Here is a 17,517-nt window from a genome sequence, read left to right on the forward strand (position 1 = left end):
GCGGACCGCCGGCACCCCGTCCCACCGGCGCTCACGGCAGCAGCGGCAGGGTGATCCGCGCCACCGGCCGGTACGGCCCGCACCGGGCACCGTCGGCCACGTCGGACAGCAGCTCGGGCACCCAGCTCAACAACTCGCTGCGATGCAGGTCGTCTATCGCCTCGCGGGCGGTGTCCCGGTCCAACTCCGCCTCGGCGTCGCCGGCCGCGGCCGTGTGCAGGGTGTCGAGCAACGCGCACACCACCGCGACGTGGTCGACCGCGACGATCGGCGCGGCCACCGGCGGCACCGGCCGCAACCGGTACGCGGCCAGGAAATCCTCCAGCGCCCGCCGGGGACCGGCACCCAGTGCGCGGCCCGACCGCGCGGAGGCGTACGGCGGCACCAGCGGCCGGGGGCCGACGAAGAGCCGGGCGTACTCGACGGCGAGTTCCTCCAGCGCCTGCTCGACCGGCAGCGAGCGCAGCCGGTCCTCCATCAGGTCCAGCCCGGTGGCGCGCAGGCCGGCCTCGGCGGACAACCGCACCAGGGCGGCGTAGAACGGCGGGTCGACCTCGACGGCGAAGGTACGGGAGGCCAGCCGCCACGTCGCCGCGACGGCCCGCTGAACGGCGGTGTCCACGGGGGTGCTCATACCCGCCGCACCCGGACGACGGTGTCGTGGTAGGCCTGTTGACCGGAGACCGGGTCCGGGTAGATCGGCATGATGGTGTTCTGGGCCACCGACAGCGCACCGGCCCACCAGATCCTCCCCTGGTCGCCGTCGGCGCTGCGCCCGTAGCCGGGCTGGTGGGTCCGGTCGACGCCGTTTGTGGCGAACGGCCCTCCCTGCCCGCGACCCGCGTTGTGCGCGATCGCGATGACCTGCGGGTGGACCCCGTGTGTGAGGTGGACTCGGGTGCGCAGGCTGCCGATCACTCCTCCGTCGCCCCCGGGCACCTGCCGGTCGTACGGTCGATGCCCGGTGACCTCGATCCAGTCGCCCTGACGGAGTCCCAGCCGCTGCGCGGTGGTGGGATTGAGCCAGGCGGGATTGGTGTGCGCGATCTCCTGGAGCCACTTGGACTGGCTGGTCCGGTGCGCGTTGTGCACGTTCCACTTGAAGCTGATCATGATGAGTTCGTCAGCGGCGAAGTCCCGTTGATGCGCGGGGATGGGCTCATACACCGGCAGCGGCTGAATCGGCACACCCGCCTCGTCTCCGCGGTCGGCGATGAAGGCGCTGTGCACCTCGACCTTCCGCGACGGGGTCGGAAATCCGCGGCGGGGCACTCCGTCGATCATGATGCCGACGGCGAGCGGTTCGCCGGTCTGCGGATCGCTGCCTTGGTGGATGATGCCGGTCTGCGGGTCGGTACGGGATCCGGCCAGTTCATCGGCGCTGAGCTGCCGCTCGTATGGACGGTAGGCGGGTTTCTTGGTCGGGTCCTGCCAGACGCCGTGTCGGCGCATGTGGTCCAGTCCACCGGGAACCGGGGCGAAGTACTCGGCCAGGTACTCCTCGACGGAATTCCACGGGTAGTACGTCTCCATTCCACCGCCGATACGGCGGGCCAGTTCGGGGAAGATCTCGCGGATGTCCTTGGACTCGCCCAGCGGGGGCACCACCGGCTGGCGCAGCCCGACGTAGTCCACCAGGCTCTGGGGTGGTCGGGAGTCGATGTCCCACCGTTCCAGGTAGGTGGTCCAGGGCAGCACGATATCGGCCAGGTCGGCGGTGTCTGAGTACATCACGTCGATGCACACGTGAAACGGGATCAGTTCGGTGTCGGTGAGCACCTCGCGGATCAGCCGGGTGTCCGGGAACGACCAGGCCTGGTCGCAGTTGTAGGTCATCAACGCCGAGGCCTTCTGCCGCCCCTCCTTGATCCACAGATAGACGATCTCGGCGACCTTCATCTGGTTCCGCTGCCAGGCGTTCGCCAGCGGCCAGCCCTTCGCCTCGGCGATCAGGCTGCGCCGGACCGGCTTGGGCGGGACCGGCTCCGGTTCCGGCAGCGCATCGGTGTCCCAGGCCGATCTCGGGTGCCAGCACCAGCCACCGACCTGGCCCATGTTGCCGACCAGGGCATTGAGCACGGTGATCGCGCGGTCGTTGTAGAAGCCGTTGCGGTGCGCGGCGGAACCCCGGTTGCAGATGGTGGTGCAGCGGGGCGCGGCGGCCGCGAACTCCCGGGCGATGCGGCGAATGGCCGTCGCCGGTACCCCGCTCTCGGCCTGCGCGTACTCCGGGGTGTACCGGGCAAGGTGCCGAGCGTACTCGGCCGCGGGTAAGTTGGACCAGCGGTCGAACCAGTCCCGGTCCCACAACTCCTCAGCGCAGATGACGTTGCTCATGGCCAGGGCGATCAGCCCGTCGGTGCCCGGCTTGACACAGAACCACTCGTCGGAGAGGGCCGCGGTGTTGGACAGCCGGGCATCGAAGGTTACGATCTTGGCTCCGTTCGTCGACCGGGCCCGCATCATCCGGGTGGCGACCGGGATGTGGCCCTGGTGGGCCTCCGCCCAGTTGCTGCCGAAGTTCAGCACATAGCGGCTGTTCTCGTAGTCACCGAGATCCCAGTCGGACTCGCCGATCGTGGCCAGGATGGCGGCCCGGCGGTTGAGCGAACAGAGTGCCCGGTGGTTGAAGAACGACGGGGTGCCGTAGGCGTTGAGAAACCGCCGCACCGCGTCGGCCGAGCGGTTGCGGCCCTGTTGAAAGAAGAACTCCTCGGGGCGGCCCTGCTCGCGCAGCGGGCGCAGCCGATCGCCGATCTCGGTGTACGCCTCCTCCCAGCTGATCCGTCGCCAGCGTCCCTCGCCCCGCGCGCCGACGCGCCGCATCGGGTAGAGCAGCCGGTACGGGTCGTAGAGCACCGACGGTCCGGCCACCCCCTTGGCGCACACCCCGCCTCGACTGTTCGGGTCCTCGGGATTGCCCTCCACGCCGACCAGCCGTCCATCGCGGACATGGCCGATGATGCCGCAGGCGGTGGTGCACATCTGGCACATCGAGGGGACCCGGCGTACCGGCTCCGGAGTGCCGGCGGCCGTACCCCCGTCGTGCGGTGCGGTGGCCGCGACGACCTCGACGCCGGCCAGGCCGGCAGTCGCACCGGCCGCCAGTCCACCCAGCACCAGCAGGTCCCGGCGGGTGAGGGCCCACCCGTGCGGGGAGTCCGGCGCCGTCTCAGCGTTCGGGTCCGCGACGTCCTTCAGCATGATGGTCAGCCTCCGACTGAGAACAGGAGAAAGCGGGCGGCGCAGGCGCCGACGACGACCGCGACGGCGGCCCCGGCGACGAAGGCCCGGCGGCGTTCGATCGCCAGCACGGCGGCGGGGACGACGAGACCCACCGCCACCACGGCCAGCCACCAGAGCTGGGCCTGGGCACCGGTGGACAACTCGGCGACGGTTCGACTGTGGCGCGGGTCGCCGATCAGGCTGAGCGCTTCGAAGACCAGGGTGATGGCGTACGCCCCGAGCAGCCCGAGCAGTAGCCGGCGGACCGGCCTCAGCAGCCCGGAGAGCCCGAGACGGGCCGGGGCGGTGGCCGCCAGCAGGCCGATCGCGGCGGCGCCGAGCAGCAGGGAGGTCAGCAGGAACAGCAGGCCCGCCCCGCTGGTGGCGGCCAACGGTGAGGACCAGGTACGGGAGAGCACCGCAGCGGGATACAGGGCGAGGGCGAAGCTGGTGGCGAGCAGTCCCCACCCGACGATCGGCATCAGCGCGGCACCGACGGCGGTGCCGACCTCCGGGCCGGGCGGCCCGGAGGTACCGGTGGCCGCGGCGTCCCGGGCAGAGCGGCGGCTTGCGGGCGGCTCGATGGTGAGTGTGCCGGTCCGGACCGCTCCGGTTCCGCCCCGCTCGTACCCGCGGGCCGCGACGGTGTTCAGGCGCCGGTACCGCTCCACCGCCCAGATCGCGACGACCAGCAGCGCGAGCTTCAACGCGATGAGCTTCGCGCCCACCGCGATCGGCGAGCCGAGGTTGTCGAACCGGGTCAGCATCAGGAAGAACCGCTCTGGCCTGCCCAGATCGGTCACCAGCAGCACGGAGATCGCGACCAGGGTGGCGGCGGACAGCGGGTCGGTGTATCGGCGCAGCCGGGTGCCTGGCCCGCCAAGACGGCCCAGGCCCCAGGTGACCAGGCCCAGGCCGCTGGGCAGACCGATGATGACGAAATAGACCGCAACCAGGGCACCCCACGGCCGGCCGGCGGTGAACGGAGCGGTCATCGATTCCGCTCCTGGCCGCCGGTCAGGTCCGCGCGGGTGTCGACCTGCACCCCGTTGACGGCGATCAGCGGCAGGGCGTTGCGGGGATCGACGTAGCGCACCCGCGGCGAGGTGCCGGCGGACTCCTTCCAGACGGTGGTCGGGCTGGCGGCCACCCGGCGGGAGATCTCGCTGTCCGGGTCGTCCAGGTCCCCGAACACGCGGCAACCGGTGGGACAGGCGGAGACGCAGGCTGGTTCCCGCCCCTGGGCAGTGCGGTGTTCACAGAAGGTGCACTTCTGAGCCGCGCCCTTGTCCTCGTCGATATAGATCGCGTCGTACGGGCACGCCGACATGCAGTACCGGTTGACATTGCAATCGCCCTCGGAGATGACGACCTGGCCGTCCGGCAGCCGGCTGATGGCATCGGTCGGGCAGGCGTTCAGGCAGGGCGCGTCCTCGCAGTGGTTGCACAGCACCGGGATGAAGTGCCGGGTCACCGTGGGGTAGCTGCCCTGCTCGACGTAGTGGACGGTGTCGCGGAACGCGCCCAGCGGGACGTCGAACTCCGCCTTGCACGCCACCGAACAGGCGTGGCAGCCGATGCAGGTGCTCAGGTCGATGAGCATGCCCAGCCGGGTCATGGTCAGCCTCCGTGGTGGTGGGTGGGCGCCGGCCGGCACGGCACGGCAGCTCAGGGGTCAGGCGTTCCAACGCGCCAGCCAGTCCCGCTCCTGTTGCCGCTTCTCCTCATGGAACTCGGGCGAGGGCTCGTGCAGGACGACCGCCGGGGCCGGCGGGTCGAGGAACATGCCCGCCCCCTTGGCTGCGCGACCCCCGCCGACCTCCACGTAACAGGAGCCCGCGCCGCTGAACCAGGGCTCCGGCCCGTCGTAGCCGAAATGCCGGGCGACGCCGGCGGCGGCGACCTCGGCCTCGGCCTCGGCGAAGACGGCGGCCTTGGGTAGGGGCTTGCCGTTGGGCAGGGTGACCGCGGCGGTGTCCCCGATGGCCCACACGGCCGGTACGGCGGTGGCCAGCGTGCGTGCGTCCACCGGAATCCACCCGTTCGGGCCCAGGCCGGTGGAGACGACGGCGGCGGCCGGCCGGTGTGGCGGTACGGCCACGAGGAAGTCGAACGGTTCGTCGCTCTCGTCAGAGAACAGCATCCGTCGTCCGGCCAGGTCGATCCGGTCGATCGTCCGACCGGGATGGAAGCCGATCCCGTGCTCCTCCATCATCGCGACCAGAGCCTTGCCGACGTCCGGTCCCGCCACCGCCATGGGTAGCGGGTCCGGGGTGAACGTGTCGATGGTGACCGCGTCACGGACACCGCGCTCACGCAGCAGATCGGCGATGAGGAGGGCGCCCTCGAACGGGGCCGCCGGACACTTGAACGGCACGCCGGCAACGAGCACGGCCACCCGGCCGGTGTCGACGTCCAGGAACCGGTTCCTCAGGTGGGCGGCTCCGGAAAGGGTGTAGAACTCACCGGCCACGCCCGCGTCGGCGGCGGTTGTCAGGTTCGGGATCCGGCTCGGGGCGAGTTGCGCACCGAGCGCGATGACCAGCGCGTCGTAGGTGAGCACGCCGCGATCGGTGAGCACGGCCCGGGCCTTGAGATCGATCGATTCGACGTGCCCGAGTCGCATATCGATGCCGGGCAGCTCACGCGGTTTGACCCGGACCTCCTCCGCGTCGCGCCAGCCGCGCATGACCCACAGCAGGGACAGGCCGAGCACCCCGTCGAAGGAGCGGTCGACGAGCACCACCCGGTCCCGCTCGGGGAGCAGCTCGCGCAGCCGGGTGGCAGCGGTGAGGCCGCCGACCCCGGCACCAAGGACGACAACGGTATTCGCCATGGTCAGGCACCTCCCTCAGACGTTGATTACCTTGTCGGCCCAGGCGGTCCACTCGGCCAGTTGCACCATCGAGGAGCGGTGCGCGCCGGCCACGATGCGATCCGCGGCCATGCCGCGGGCATCCATGCAGGCACCGCAGTTACCGACCACACCGCCCTTGTCGGTGAAGGCGGTGATCATCTTGTCGAGGTTGTAGTAGCCGTTGGGCACCTTCTGCCCGGCGGCGGTGGCCGCCACGGCGTCGCCGAACATGAACACTCGGACCTCGTTGGCGCCGTCGGCGTCGACCATCTGGCGCGCCCAGCGAATGCCGTTGTAGGTGCGCTCGGTGCCGTAGGGCGGGTCGTGCAGGACGAACAGGATCTTCATCGTTACCTCCTCAAGGACTGGGGAAACCACATGCTGCAACGCCCGTCACGCCTCGGGGCCGCCGCACCGAGGCGGCCACGGACGGCCCGGGACAGTCGATCCACGCCGACGACGAGGACCACCACGGCGACCAGCAGCGTCGCCATCTGCTGGTAGCGGAAGAGATTCATGGCGATGCCGAGGGCCTGCCCGATGCCGCCGGCGCCGACGAAACCGATCACCACCGAGCTGCGGATGTTGCACTCCCACTGGTAGAGCAGTTGGGAGGCGACGTTCGCCCGCGCCTGGGGGAAGATGCCGAAGACGGCGGTGGCGGTGCGGGTGGCGCCGGTCAGTCGCATCGCCTCGACAGGGGCGGGATCGACCGCCTCCAGCTGTTCGGAACAGAGCTTCGCCAGCAGGCCGGCGGCGTGCAGACTGATCGCGTACACCCCGGCGGCCGGGCCGAGACCGACGGTGGCCACGAACAGCAGAGCCCAGAGCAGCTCCGGTACGGCCCGCAGCACGGTGGCCACCGCCCGTGCCCCGCCGGAGAGCCACCGTGGCATCTGCACGTTGGCGGCCATCAGCACGGCGAGCGGCAGCCCGAGCACCGCGCCGAGGAAGAGTGCGGCGACGGAGATCTGCAGTGTCTCGATCACCGCGGCGGCCACCCGGGCCAGCAGCTCGTTGTCGAGGTCGGGTGGGAACATGCCGGACAGCAGCCGGGCGGCCCCGGCCCGGCCGAGCACCAGGGACGACACGCCGACGTCGGTCTGGAGCAGCGACCAGACGACGACCGCGGCGACCGCCACCGCCAGCAACCAGCGGCTCGGACGCGGGCGTCTGCGGCGGGGCGGTGGATCAGACCGTTGCCGTCGCTGCTGGGTGGCGACGCCGGTGGTGGCGGTCATGACCGGACTCCCACGGGCTGGCGGCCGTAGATGTCGTGGACCGTGCCATCGGCCAGGGTGGTGCCGTCGAAGACCACATGCCCGTCCCGCAGCGCGATGATCCTGGGGAACTGGCGGGCCACGGCGAGGTCGTGGGTGGTGACCACCAGGGTCGCGCCGTCCGCGCGCCGGAGGTCGGCCAGCGCCTCCGCCGCCCGGCGCGGGTCCAGTCCGCTGGTGCTCTCGTCGGCGAGCAGCAGTCGGGGGTTGGACAGCAGCGCCCGGACCAGCGCCACCCGCTGGCGTTGCCCCCCGGAGAGCTGCTCGATCGGCACGTCGAGGAAGTCCTCCACCTCGTGCTTGCGGGCCAGTGCGCCCAGCTGCGCGGCGTGGCGGTGCGGGGTCCGCCCCCGCAGCACCACGAGCCAGTCGGTCAACCGCCAGTGGTGGCTCTGACCCATCAGGATGTTGGTTCGAGCGCTGAGTCCGCGGACCAGATCGTCGCGCTGGCGGACGATGCCGGTGGCGCGGCGGATCCGGGTGGCGTCAGCGCTGCGGCCGTACGGGTCGAGACCCCCCACCCGGACCTGACCGGCGATCGGGGGGACCGCCCCGAGGACGACCCGGAGCAACGTGCTCTTCCCGGCTCCGGACGGGCCGAGCAGCGCCACCTGCTCGCCCTCGCCGACACCCAGGTCGACTCCGACGAGCACAGGTGGGCGGTGCGGGTCCAGGGCAACGGTCACCTCGGTCAGTCGGATGTCCATTGTGCGCACCGTCCACCTTCCGGAGGAGTGTCTTCACATAGCTTGTCTATTCCAACAACTATTGGATGTGTACCCGCCCGATCACGCTCCGCACAAGTCCCCGCCGTGGATGTACCACCGTCCGGTACGCCCGATGCCACCCCGCCGGACGGTCGCTCACCGTGGCGCGGCGACGGCGTACCAGGCCAGCGCCGGTTCGCCGGTGACCCTGGGGGCGCTGTCGAAATAGTGGTTGAACACTTGGCCCGTGCGGGCCACATCGTCCGGATAGGCACGTGGATCGATGCCGGACATCAGCGTGCGCCCGCAGACCGCCCGGTGCACCCGCTGCCAGCGCGCCGGCCCGGGGTGGCGCAGCGCGTCCAGGGCGACGGCCTCCGCGACCGGGTCGGTGGTGCCCACCGCCAGGTGGTCGGCGGTGTTCGCGGGACAGCGGTCCTGCAGTCGCACGTTGGCGATTCGACCCGGCCCGGTCAGGTCCGCCGTCTCCGGCGGGACCAACGGATCCGCGTCGGAACGGATCACCGTGTACGAGATCCCCGGGTACGTCTCCCGCCCGGAGTTGAGCGCGGCGAAGAACCGCGAACCCACCCGCTGCTGCCAGCCGGCGGGTGCGCAGTGATCCATGCACAGGACGGTGCCCAACGCGGTGCCCCGGTTCGTCGGCGCCAGTCCGATCACGTCGTCGACCCGCTGCCGGGTGTCCGGCCAGAACCGCAGCGCCCACCGGGTGACCATGCCGCCCTGGCTGTGCCCGATCACGCTCACCTTGCGTCCGGACAGCCGATTCATCGTTCGGATCGCGTGGACCACGTACTCGGCCCGGACCTGGATGTCTTCCATGTTGTGGTTGGCCCACTCGCTGCCGACCACGTCGCTGGCACACCACGGGATGCCCCTGCGGGTCAACGTGCGTTGCCAGTTCCAGCCGTAGTTCTCGCCGCTGTTGAGCGCCGTGGACGCGAGCAGCAGGACCGGGGCGCGGCGGGCGTGCACCACGCCGGGACCGCAGGTGAGGCTCGCGGCCAAGCGGTCGGCGGGCACACTCAGCGGCGGGCCCTGGTGATGGACCGTGGGGTGCCCGCGGGCGGCGTGGGCCGCCACGGACATGGACAGCACCGCGGCGGCGCAGGCCGCCATCGCCACGGCCCGGGTTACCAGACGCATCGGAGGGCTCCTTTCTCGGAGCTGGACGAAGCGGCCCGGTCGCCCGCCGGAGAGGGACCGGCGGGCGACCGGCGGTTACGGTCACCGGGAGCGGCGTGCCTCGTGGTACGCCTTCATGGCACTGGCGAAGAACCGACCCTGCTCGCTCCGGCTCAACTGCCGGGCGGCGACCAGCTCACGCAGCGACCGCTGGACGCAGCCGGTGTACTTCTGCACCGAGCTGGAGCGGTCGGCGAAGCTGCACGGAATCTCCGGGAAGGTCAGCTGCTCACCGGCTCGCACCCCGTAGAGCTTGTTGCGGACTCCACCCGGCCAGAGCACCTCGACGGTGCCGGTACGCGCCCGGCCCATGCCGAAGACACCGTCCAGGGCATCCTGAGACGACATGCTGGACCCGGCCAGCACCGGACGGATGGCGGTGAGCCCCCTGTTCGGGGTGAATTTGACGACCGCGCCGACCCCGTCACGGTTGACGCTGCCGCGGGTGGTGATCCCCACGCTGCCCCGCGTCCGCACGGTCGCCGAGCGGTTGCCGTTGCCGCTGTTCAGCTTCACCGACAGGCTGCCCGGCTCGGTGTGGTTTCCGGTCGGCCGGAAGGTGCCGGGCTGGTCGGGGATCGGCGCGTACACCTGCAGGTAGCTGGCATCCTGGTCGAACGGCGAGCCGTAGTCGAAGGGCTTGACGTCGCCGTAGCGGGTCAGCTCGCCGACCTTGCGGGACTGGGCCACACTCACCACATCGGTGAAGCCGTCCCGGTTCAGATCGCCGACGGCCACGCCGACCACGAGTCGACTCCGCTCATCGGGACCGGCGTTGGTAAGCGCCGGGTCGTACTCGAAGGAGGGGTAGAAGCCCTTGCGCAACGCCCGGGGCCCCTTGTTCCGCAGCAACGCCGCCGGGTTGTCGGCAGTGGCACCGAAGAAGACCGCGTCCAGGCCACCCTGGTACAGGATGTCCGTGGCTCCGTCGTTGTCGTAGTCGAAGGCGGACGTGCCCCAGCCCCACGGGGTGGCGCGCAGGCCCCCCAGATCCGGGTCCGCCCCGTTCTTCGACGGCTCCTGGATCGAGGAGCGCCGCGGGTCGGCGAAGGTGCCGTCCCGGCGTTGCAGCAACCACCGGCTGCTCAGATCACCGAGCTGGTGCGGCACCCCGGCCAGCGGCAGCATCATGTAGTCACCACCGTTGGTGCCGAAGACGTCGAGCGTGCCGTCGAAGTTGAAGTCCCCGTACGACATGCCCATCCAGGCGCCGGGCTCCATTCCGACGTCGTGCGTGACGTCGGTGAACCGGCCGCGGCCATCGTTGTTGTAGACCCGGATGTAGCCGCGGTCGATGCCGCCGTACTTCTTCATCGGGATCGCACCCTGGTCGTTGCCGACCATGATGTCCGCGTCACCGTCCTGGTCGTAGTCGACCGCGGCGATGGCCCAGGAGGGATCGGAGAAGGGCGGCCCGTCCTCCGGCGGCGGGTCCTTCACCACCGTGTTGGTGAAGCCGGATCGTTCGCTGACGTCCACGAACCGCCGGCCGTTGACGTTGCGCAACAGTTGGTTGGGCTGGTTGAGCGCGTACGGGACCGCGACGATGGCCTGCGCCTTGTGCATGTCGAAGGAGTTGGCGATGGCGATGTCGAGCAGACCGTCACCGTCGAAGTCGGCCATGGTGCAACTCGGGTGGCTCAGGTTGCCGGCGCCGGCGCCGCTGCCGGCCGTGATGTCGGAGAAGGTGCCGTTGCCGTTGTTACGCAGCAGGTGGTTGGGGGCGTGCCGGCCGAGCACGTAGAGGTCGGTGTCGCCGTCGTTGTCGATGTCGCCGGCGCAGGCTCCGTTGCTGTCCACATCGGTCAGTGCCGCGCCCGCCGACCTCGCCACATCGACGAAGTTGACCTGACGGTTGCGGCCCAACCGGTTCTGGTACAGGCTGTTCGCCCGGCCCGGGCCGTTGGTGACGTACATGTCCAGATCGCCGTCGCCGTCGTAGTCGAAGAGCACCACGCCGGCGATGCCACGGCTGTGGATCGGCTCCTGGGCGAACTCCGCCAGGGTGACCACGGAACGCTGGAGGTTGGTGTCGCGGATCGCCTGCTCCGGCGAGGAGACCCGCACGTACCGGCCGAGACTGCTGCCCGGTAGCGCGATCTCCCGGAAGGTCACCCCCCGCTCTCGGCTGCCCGCTGCGGCTGCGGTCGGCGCCACCGCGGCGCCGGACACGGCCAGAACCGACACCACCGCCACCGCGACGGCGCTCCGCCGCGTGCGTCTTGTCGACTTCATCATGCCTCCATTCACTGTTGTCGTCCGATCGGAGTGCTGTCCGGCAGCGGAGCTCATGGCGCCACCGGGCCACCGGCTTGAACCGCCGGGTCGGCGACGCCGGCGAAGTAGAGGCTGGCCTCACGCCAGGCCGAGACGCCCGCCGCGTGCCCGACGCTGCGGCCGTACGTGACGCCGTGCCGGAAGTGCACACCCCCGATCAGGCGCGACATGCTGTTCTGCTTGTCGGCTTCGGTGAAGGTGGCCCAGGTCAGCACGACGTCTCTGCGCGGTGCCGTGCCGGGCTCGACCCGGGACGATCCGGCGCGCACCACAGTCGATCCCCCGTACCGGTCGCTGCCGGTGAAGGAACGCAGCACCTCGGTGGCGGCCGCGCCGAAGGTGCTGTGGCCGGAGGGGAACTCGGCGAACGGTGGGGTGCCGAACGCGGCGGGCTGGTACGGCATCCAGGTGCCACCGTCGATCATCCGGGAACCCCGGCCGTTGGGTACCCAGGTCGGAACCCGGGTGCCGCGGAACACGTAGCGGACCGCGCTGATCGGGCGCACGTAGTCGTACCGCCGCTTCAGGCTCCAGGCGTCGATGCTCGCCTCGAACACGGCGTTTGTCACCGCGAAAAAGAGCTTGGCGTCCTGGTCGACGGTGTGGCGGTCACGGTGGGAGATGAACTGGGCCACCCGCGCCCAGGTGCCGGGGGGCATCGCGTAGCCCTTGCCCTCGTCGGCCCAGTACTCGGCGATGGCCTTCTCCCGGTCGGTCAGGTGGGCCGAGACGGAGACCAGTTCACCTGCCTGCCTGGCGTAACCCCTGCTACCGGAGCGCGCTGGCGGTTTGGTGGCGGGAACGGGGAGTTTGGTGCGCTGCGCGAAGCGCGCGACCCGGTTCCACTGTGGGGCGATGAAGGTCTGCGGCTCCGGGACGCCGTTCACCTGCCACATGAGCGGTTGCCAGTGGTTGGGGTCGTGCATGGTGTCGTCGTCCATCGCCTCGTCCATCACCATCGGCTCGTTGGCGGGCTGGTAGCCGGTGTAGTCGGTGTACGCCCCGGGTGCGAGGTCGCCAAGTTGGTTCGCGCCGTCGTGATGGCGGAAGGTGAGTACCGCCCGGCAGGCCCGGACGCCGACCCGGCTGGCGGTGGAACGGCCGACAAGCGGGTACCCGAGCCGCCTCATCACCGCCTCGGCCCGCGCCCGTGAGTCCGGCCAGAGGTCGATGGCCGCGGTGAAGGCGGCGTAGCTGATCGCCTCCTCCTTGTTCCGCGACGTCCGCTCGGCCGCCGGACGGCGCAGCCGGGTGCCGAAGCGGGTGCCGGCGGCGCGGGTGTCGTAGGCGGCCCACGCGTCGTAGATGCAGGTGTGGATGATCGCGAGGGCTCGGGCGGCCACCGGTGGCCCCATCACGGCATCGGTCACCGAGTCCAGCGCGAGGTTGTTCCACCGCACCACGACGGTTTCTGCCGGGGCGGGGCGCGGCCGGTCGGGCCGGCCGGACGCGAGGGCCGGGGTGCCCGAGAGCACCAGTGTCACCGCGGCGAGTGCGGCGGCGGCGCCGATGCCGCTGTTACGGAGTTTCACGGTGGCCTCCAGTTGGCTATCGCCGTCGGCGCGCGCACCACGACCACCACCAGGCGCGGGGGCAAGAGGCTTCGGGGTGCGCGCACTCGACGGGGTGTCCGCCGCGGCGAGCCGGCGGATCGGGGTGGCTCTCGGTGCCGAACCGGAGGGGTGGATGACGTCGACGCCGATCACGGTCACCGTGACCTGCGACAACGACACATTCACCTTGGTCGGCTATACGTACGTGAAGCAGACTAGCTCCGACCCCCTGGCAGGTCCATATATCGCTATCTGTTTTCTTAGTAATTGCGGACCTTGCGCCCGACGGCAGGGCCCCACCAGGTGAAACACCGACCAATCGGCGTTGTCGGTTGACGCTTTCGAAAGCGTCTACTAACGTTCGATTCGTCCCGGAAGCAGCGGGTGGACGGCGTTCCACCGACGCCCCGACACAGACCTCCCGCCGCCGCTTCGACCACCTGAGCCCTCCTAGGCGGAGTCAACATGGCGCTCGACGACGCGAACCACTCACCGGCCCGGCAACGATGGACGCTGATTCTCGCGTCGGTCGCCTCGTTCATGGTCGGTCTGGACGTGCTGGTCATCACTACCGCGTTGCCCACGCTGCACCAGGAGCTGAACGCCGGTACCGCCGCCCTCGGCTGGACCATCAACGCATACGAAATCGGCTTCGCCGCGCTGATCCTCACCGGTGCCGCTCTCGGCGACCGGTACGGGCGCCGCTTGTGGTTCCTGATCGGCGTCGCCATCTTCACGGTCGGCTCGGTGTGGTGCGCGCTGAGTTCCAGCATCGGCATGCTGGTCGCCGCCCGCGCACTGCAGGGCATCGGTGGCGGGATCGCCACCGCGCTCGCCCTGGCGGTCATCGCGGCGGCCACACCGCCGGCCCGACGCGGCGCCGCCTTCGGCATCTGGGGCGCCATCACCGGCTTGGCCGTGGCGGTCGGGCCGCTCGTCGGCGGTGCCGTGATCGAGGGCTTCGACTGGCAGTGGATCTTCTGGATCAACGTGCCCGTCGGGCTGCTGCTCATCGGGCTGAGCCGGTCGAAGATCACCGAGTCGCGAGGGCAGGCCCAGCCGGTCGACCTCCTTGGCCTGGTCCTGTCCACCGCCGGTGTGGTGGTGCTCGCGCACGCCCTGATCCGCGCGGGCGACATCGGCTGGACGAGACCGTCGGTGCTGATCGGCCTGGTGGCCGGCGTGGTCCTGCTCGTCAGCTTCCTGCTGTGGCAACGACGCGCGGCGGCGCCCATGATGCCGCTGGGGATCTTCCGCAATCTCAGTCTCGCCGGCGGCTCAGGGGCCAGCTTCGCGCTGGGCGCGGCCCTCTACGGAGGCGGTTTCCTGCTCGCTCAGTACCTGCAACTCGCGCTGGGCTACGATCCGCTCGAGGTGGGCATCCGACTGCTGCCGTGGGTGGCGTTGGCTCCCCTGGTCTCCCCGATCGCCGGGCGGGTCGCCGACCGGATCGGCGAGCGGCCCCTGGTCGCGCTGGGTCTTTTCCTCTTCGCCGTCGGTTTCCTGCTGATCGGCCTCCGGGCGGACGTTCAGGACGGCTACGGACGCATTCTCGTACCTCTGTTCATCGCCGGGGTCGGGGTGGCGACCGCCTTCCCGACCATCGCCTCAGCGGTGATGCGTTCGGTCGAACCGGCGCATGTCGGTATCGCGTCCGGGGTGAGCAACACCAGCCGGCACGTCGGCGCTGTCTTCGGGGTGGCCGTGGCCGCGGCGGTCTTCGCCACCTTCGGCGGCTACCGCTCGCCGCAGGATTTCGTCGACGGCTTCGGGCCGGCCCTGGTCGTGTTGGCGGTGATCACTCTGATCGGGCTGGTACCGGCACTGATCATCCGGCCACCGCGGGCCGAGACGACCGGGGTGGACCGGCAGCGGGAGGCCGATGCCATGCGCGGCTGACCGCGCTGAGCCAAGGGCCAGGGCTGGCGGTTACGCGGCGCGCGCCAGCCCTGCCACCGGCCCCGCGTCCAGACCCAAGAGCAGGCAGGCCCTCAGCACCGCCGCCATGTCGCCGTCCATCGCCAGCTTGCCGGTCACCATCGCGGCCAGCGGGGTGAGCCGTCCCGCGCCGATCTGCACAAAGGTGGCGGCATCCGTCGTGGCGGTCATCGCCGGCTCCGGGGCCGGGCCCTTGACCGCCCGCGCCGCACCCTCCCGCACGTCGATGTGGAAGACCTCGTCAGCCACGCGGAACTCGTACTGCTCGTTGAGGTCGGGCACGTGCTCGTCCTGGATCATCGCCTCGATCGCCAGGAAACCCCAGTGCGGCCGCACGGTGTCGTCCGCGGAGAGGTTGCCCAGATGGTCCATCCCCCACCGGGCGAGACCGAGAACGAGCGGTCGCAACTGCTCGCCGCTCTCGGTCAGCTCGTAAGCCTGCCGTGCGGCGGAACCGGGAGCGTCAACCTGTCGCACCACGCCCTGCTCGACGAGATATTTCAAGCGTTCGGCGAGGAGGTTGGTGCCCACCCCGGGCAGGTCGTTGAGCAGGTTGCCGTAGCGCCGGGGCCCCATCATCAGCTCGCGAACGATCAGCAGGGTCCAGCGTTCACCCAGCACGTCGAGGGCGGCCGCGAGACCACAGTACTGGTTGTAGGTCCGTCGCTTGGTCATGACAATGCCTCCACCGAACTATATTAACCAATAGTATCGGCGGTGGGGCAAGCCGATGTGCCAGCGGGGCGTGCCGGCACCGACGGTACGGGCATCCCCGCTGGTCACCAGCGGTCTGTGGGTGATGACTTCCGGCGCGGCCTCCGCGGGTTCCGGTCCGACGGTGCGGTCAACGACTACTTCCGGTACGTGCTGCTGGTCGCCGCGACCCGCGGCGGATCGCGGCGACCAGCAGCAGAACAGCGATCAGCGCCACGTCGACGGCGATCAGTACGGCACTGACCGCATCGACCGTGCCGTGACGGTGCAGACCACCGGAGGTTGTCTCGGCCGGTGGCGACGGTGCGGCGACAGATTCCCCCGGTGCGGCGGTGGTGACCGAGAAAACATGCTGGCCATTGAGTTCCCGACCGTTGCGGAAGGTGACGTGATAGGCGCTCCGGTAGTGCCCGGCCGGCGCGGCGATCGGCAGTCGCAGGGTGGATCCGTCGATTCGGAGGCCGTCGTCCACCCGCTGACCGGTGGCCAGGTCCACCACCGACGCGTGGCTGTCCCGCACGTCGAGCGGTGCGGAGAAGGTGAACGTCACCGCCTCGGGCGCTCGGGACAGGCGGGAACCGTCGGCCGGGGCGACCGCGGTGAGCCGGGGCGGCGCCGAACCGGCCAGGACGGCGAGGACGACCACGGCGACCGCGAGCAGCGTGACCGCGGCGCCGACCAGGGTGGAGCCACCCGGTTTGCGGCGGCCGGTCATCGGACGGCGGCGGGCAACGCCGAGCGGCAACTGCACCACATCCGCTCCCGTTCCGCCGTGTTCGGACGCAGGTGCAGGTACATGGCGACCAGCATCGGCAGGAACACCACCGCGTTGTAGAACAGGTGCAGCTCGACCCGGGGCGCGATGAGCTGCACGACGCTGGTCGGTGCGAGGCGATCGGCCAGGTACCAGCCGGTGAGCGCCTGAATCAGCAGTAGCAGGTGTTCGAAGTGGTGCCACACCTGGATCGCCAGGGCGGCCAACCACCAGTGTCGGGCCCGGCCGACGAAGCCGTGTCGGAGCACCCAGAACCCGACCAGCATGATCAGGGCGTAACCGTAGTGCAGCCATTCCTGCTCCACCAGCCAGGGAAAAGGCATGCCGAGGACGCCGCGGGCCTGCGGCCTGGGCATGTCCAGGATCCAGATCTGTACGGCTTGAACGACGTGCTCGGCCCAGTGGGCGAGGACGATCAGCAGGAACAGGTTGAGCGCGGCCCGATGGTGCGAACCGTTCCAGCTGCCGATCCACCCGGCGGGCCGGGCGGTGGTGCTCTCGTACCTCTTCACAGACGACCTCCAGGCGGTTGGGTTCAGGCGACGGCGCGGGCGTCGGCGTAAGCGCCGTAGGGACGTAGGGCACGAACCAGGGCGGGTGGCACCCGGTCGGGCCGGGTGTGCCCGTTGGGACCACGCATGCAGGCGACGCGCTGGCGTCCCCGGGCGATGAGCTGCTCGCCGGCTGCGTCGACGCGCAGGTAGTCGAAGGCGAGTTCGAGTTGGGTCTGGGTCAGCTCTGCCAGCCGCATCCGGACCACCAGTTCGTCGAACGCGGTCACCTCCGCGACGAACTCGCAGTCGACCCGCAGGGTGAACAGCTTCAGGTCGGCGCGAAGGTCCGCCAGGACGTCCGGGGCCCGCTCCCGCAGGAACATCTCCCGACACCGCCCCTGCCAGCGCAGGTAGTTGACGTAGTAGACGTTGCCGACCAGGTTGGTCTCCTCGAAGCCGACCACGTGCCGGTACTCGTAGTACGGGGGCAT

At 70.4% G+C, this 17,517-nt stretch carries 16 protein-coding genes; 1 reads left to right on the plus strand and 15 read right to left on the minus strand.

Annotated features, from left to right (window positions below):
- Positions 1-31 precede the first annotated feature (31 nt).
- The 11 genes from AB0J93_RS09915 to AB0J93_RS09965 all read right to left on the minus strand — a co-directional run bounded on the left by AB0J93_RS09915 (position 32) and on the right by AB0J93_RS09965 (position 13,285).
- A complete protein-coding gene (locus tag AB0J93_RS09915) occupies positions 32-634 on the minus strand; it encodes a molecular chaperone TorD family protein (protein WP_363920090.1) in 603 nt (200 codons plus the stop codon).
- Positions 631-3,204, minus strand: coding sequence for a molybdopterin-dependent oxidoreductase (locus tag AB0J93_RS09920; RefSeq protein ID WP_363920092.1), 2,574 nt, complete (start codon positions 3,202-3,204; stop codon positions 631-633). Before AB0J93_RS09920 ends, AB0J93_RS09915 begins: the two co-directional genes overlap by 4 nt.
- Before the next feature lie 5 nt (positions 3,205-3,209).
- A complete protein-coding gene (nrfD, locus tag AB0J93_RS09925) occupies positions 3,210-4,220 on the minus strand; it encodes an NrfD/PsrC family molybdoenzyme membrane anchor subunit (RefSeq protein WP_363920094.1) in 1,011 nt (336 codons plus the stop codon).
- Positions 4,217-4,843, minus strand: coding sequence for a 4Fe-4S dicluster domain-containing protein (locus tag AB0J93_RS09930; RefSeq protein WP_363920096.1), 627 nt, complete (start codon positions 4,841-4,843; stop codon positions 4,217-4,219). The genes nrfD and AB0J93_RS09930 overlap by 4 nt, the downstream gene beginning before the upstream one ends.
- Positions 4,844-4,900: 57 nt before the next feature.
- Positions 4,901-6,061 carry an FAD/NAD(P)-binding oxidoreductase gene (locus AB0J93_RS09935; protein ID WP_363920098.1) on the minus strand — a complete coding sequence of 387 codons (1,161 nt, stop codon included), beginning with the start codon at positions 6,059-6,061 and terminating at the stop codon, positions 4,901-4,903.
- A gap of 15 nt (positions 6,062-6,076) precedes the next feature.
- Positions 6,077-6,430, minus strand: a complete 354-nt coding sequence (locus AB0J93_RS09940; protein ID WP_363920100.1) for a DsrE family protein — start codon at positions 6,428-6,430, stop codon at positions 6,077-6,079.
- Between the two features lie 2 nt (positions 6,431-6,432).
- A complete protein-coding gene (phnE, locus tag AB0J93_RS09945; protein WP_363920102.1) occupies positions 6,433-7,323 on the minus strand; it encodes a phosphonate ABC transporter, permease protein PhnE in 891 nt (296 codons plus the stop codon).
- Positions 7,320-8,069, minus strand: coding sequence for an ATP-binding cassette domain-containing protein (locus AB0J93_RS09950; RefSeq protein ID WP_363920104.1), 750 nt, complete (start codon positions 8,067-8,069; stop codon positions 7,320-7,322). Before AB0J93_RS09950 ends, phnE begins: the two co-directional genes overlap by 4 nt.
- Before the next feature lie 156 nt (positions 8,070-8,225).
- On the minus strand, positions 8,226-9,236 hold the full coding sequence (locus tag AB0J93_RS09955) for a hypothetical protein (RefSeq protein ID WP_363920106.1): 1,011 nt from the start codon (positions 9,234-9,236) through the stop codon (positions 8,226-8,228).
- Positions 9,237-9,317: 81 nt separating this feature from the next.
- Positions 9,318-11,510 carry a CRTAC1 family protein gene (locus AB0J93_RS09960; RefSeq protein ID WP_363920108.1) on the minus strand — a complete coding sequence of 731 codons (2,193 nt, stop codon included), beginning with the start codon at positions 11,508-11,510 and terminating at the stop codon, positions 9,318-9,320.
- Positions 11,511-11,563: 53 nt separating this feature from the next.
- Positions 11,564-13,285, minus strand: a complete 1,722-nt coding sequence (locus AB0J93_RS09965; protein ID WP_363920110.1) for a DUF6851 domain-containing protein — start codon at positions 13,283-13,285, stop codon at positions 11,564-11,566.
- Positions 13,286-13,570: 285 nt separating this feature from the next.
- Here AB0J93_RS09965 and AB0J93_RS09970 point away from each other — a divergent pair, with 285 nt between their 5' ends.
- The gene (locus AB0J93_RS09970; protein WP_363920112.1) at positions 13,571-15,004 is read left to right on the plus strand and encodes a DHA2 family efflux MFS transporter permease subunit; all 1,434 of its coding nucleotides are present in this window, start codon (positions 13,571-13,573) and stop codon (positions 15,002-15,004) included.
- Positions 15,005-15,034: 30 nt separating this feature from the next.
- Here AB0J93_RS09970 and AB0J93_RS09975 read toward each other — a convergent pair whose 3' ends face one another.
- The 4 genes from AB0J93_RS09975 to AB0J93_RS09990 form a co-directional block, all read right to left on the minus strand.
- Positions 15,035-15,718, minus strand: coding sequence for a winged helix-turn-helix transcriptional regulator (locus AB0J93_RS09975; protein WP_363920114.1), 684 nt, complete (start codon positions 15,716-15,718; stop codon positions 15,035-15,037).
- 169 nt (positions 15,719-15,887) lie between these two features.
- Positions 15,888-16,508 carry a copper resistance protein CopC gene (locus AB0J93_RS09980; RefSeq protein ID WP_363920116.1) on the minus strand — a complete coding sequence of 207 codons (621 nt, stop codon included), beginning with the start codon at positions 16,506-16,508 and terminating at the stop codon, positions 15,888-15,890.
- Positions 16,469-17,044 (minus strand): hypothetical protein, encoded by a 576-nt coding sequence (locus tag AB0J93_RS09985; RefSeq protein WP_363920118.1) that lies wholly within the window; start codon positions 17,042-17,044, stop codon positions 16,469-16,471. Before AB0J93_RS09985 ends, AB0J93_RS09980 begins: the two co-directional genes overlap by 40 nt.
- 23 nt (positions 17,045-17,067) lie before the next feature.
- Complete coding sequence (locus AB0J93_RS09990; protein ID WP_363920120.1) at positions 17,068-17,517, minus strand: acyl-CoA thioesterase; 450 nt, start codon at positions 17,515-17,517, stop codon at positions 17,068-17,070.

Source organism: Micromonospora sp. NPDC049374 (genome assembly GCF_040677165.1).
Classification (GTDB): domain Bacteria; phylum Actinomycetota; class Actinomycetes; order Mycobacteriales; family Micromonosporaceae; genus Micromonospora.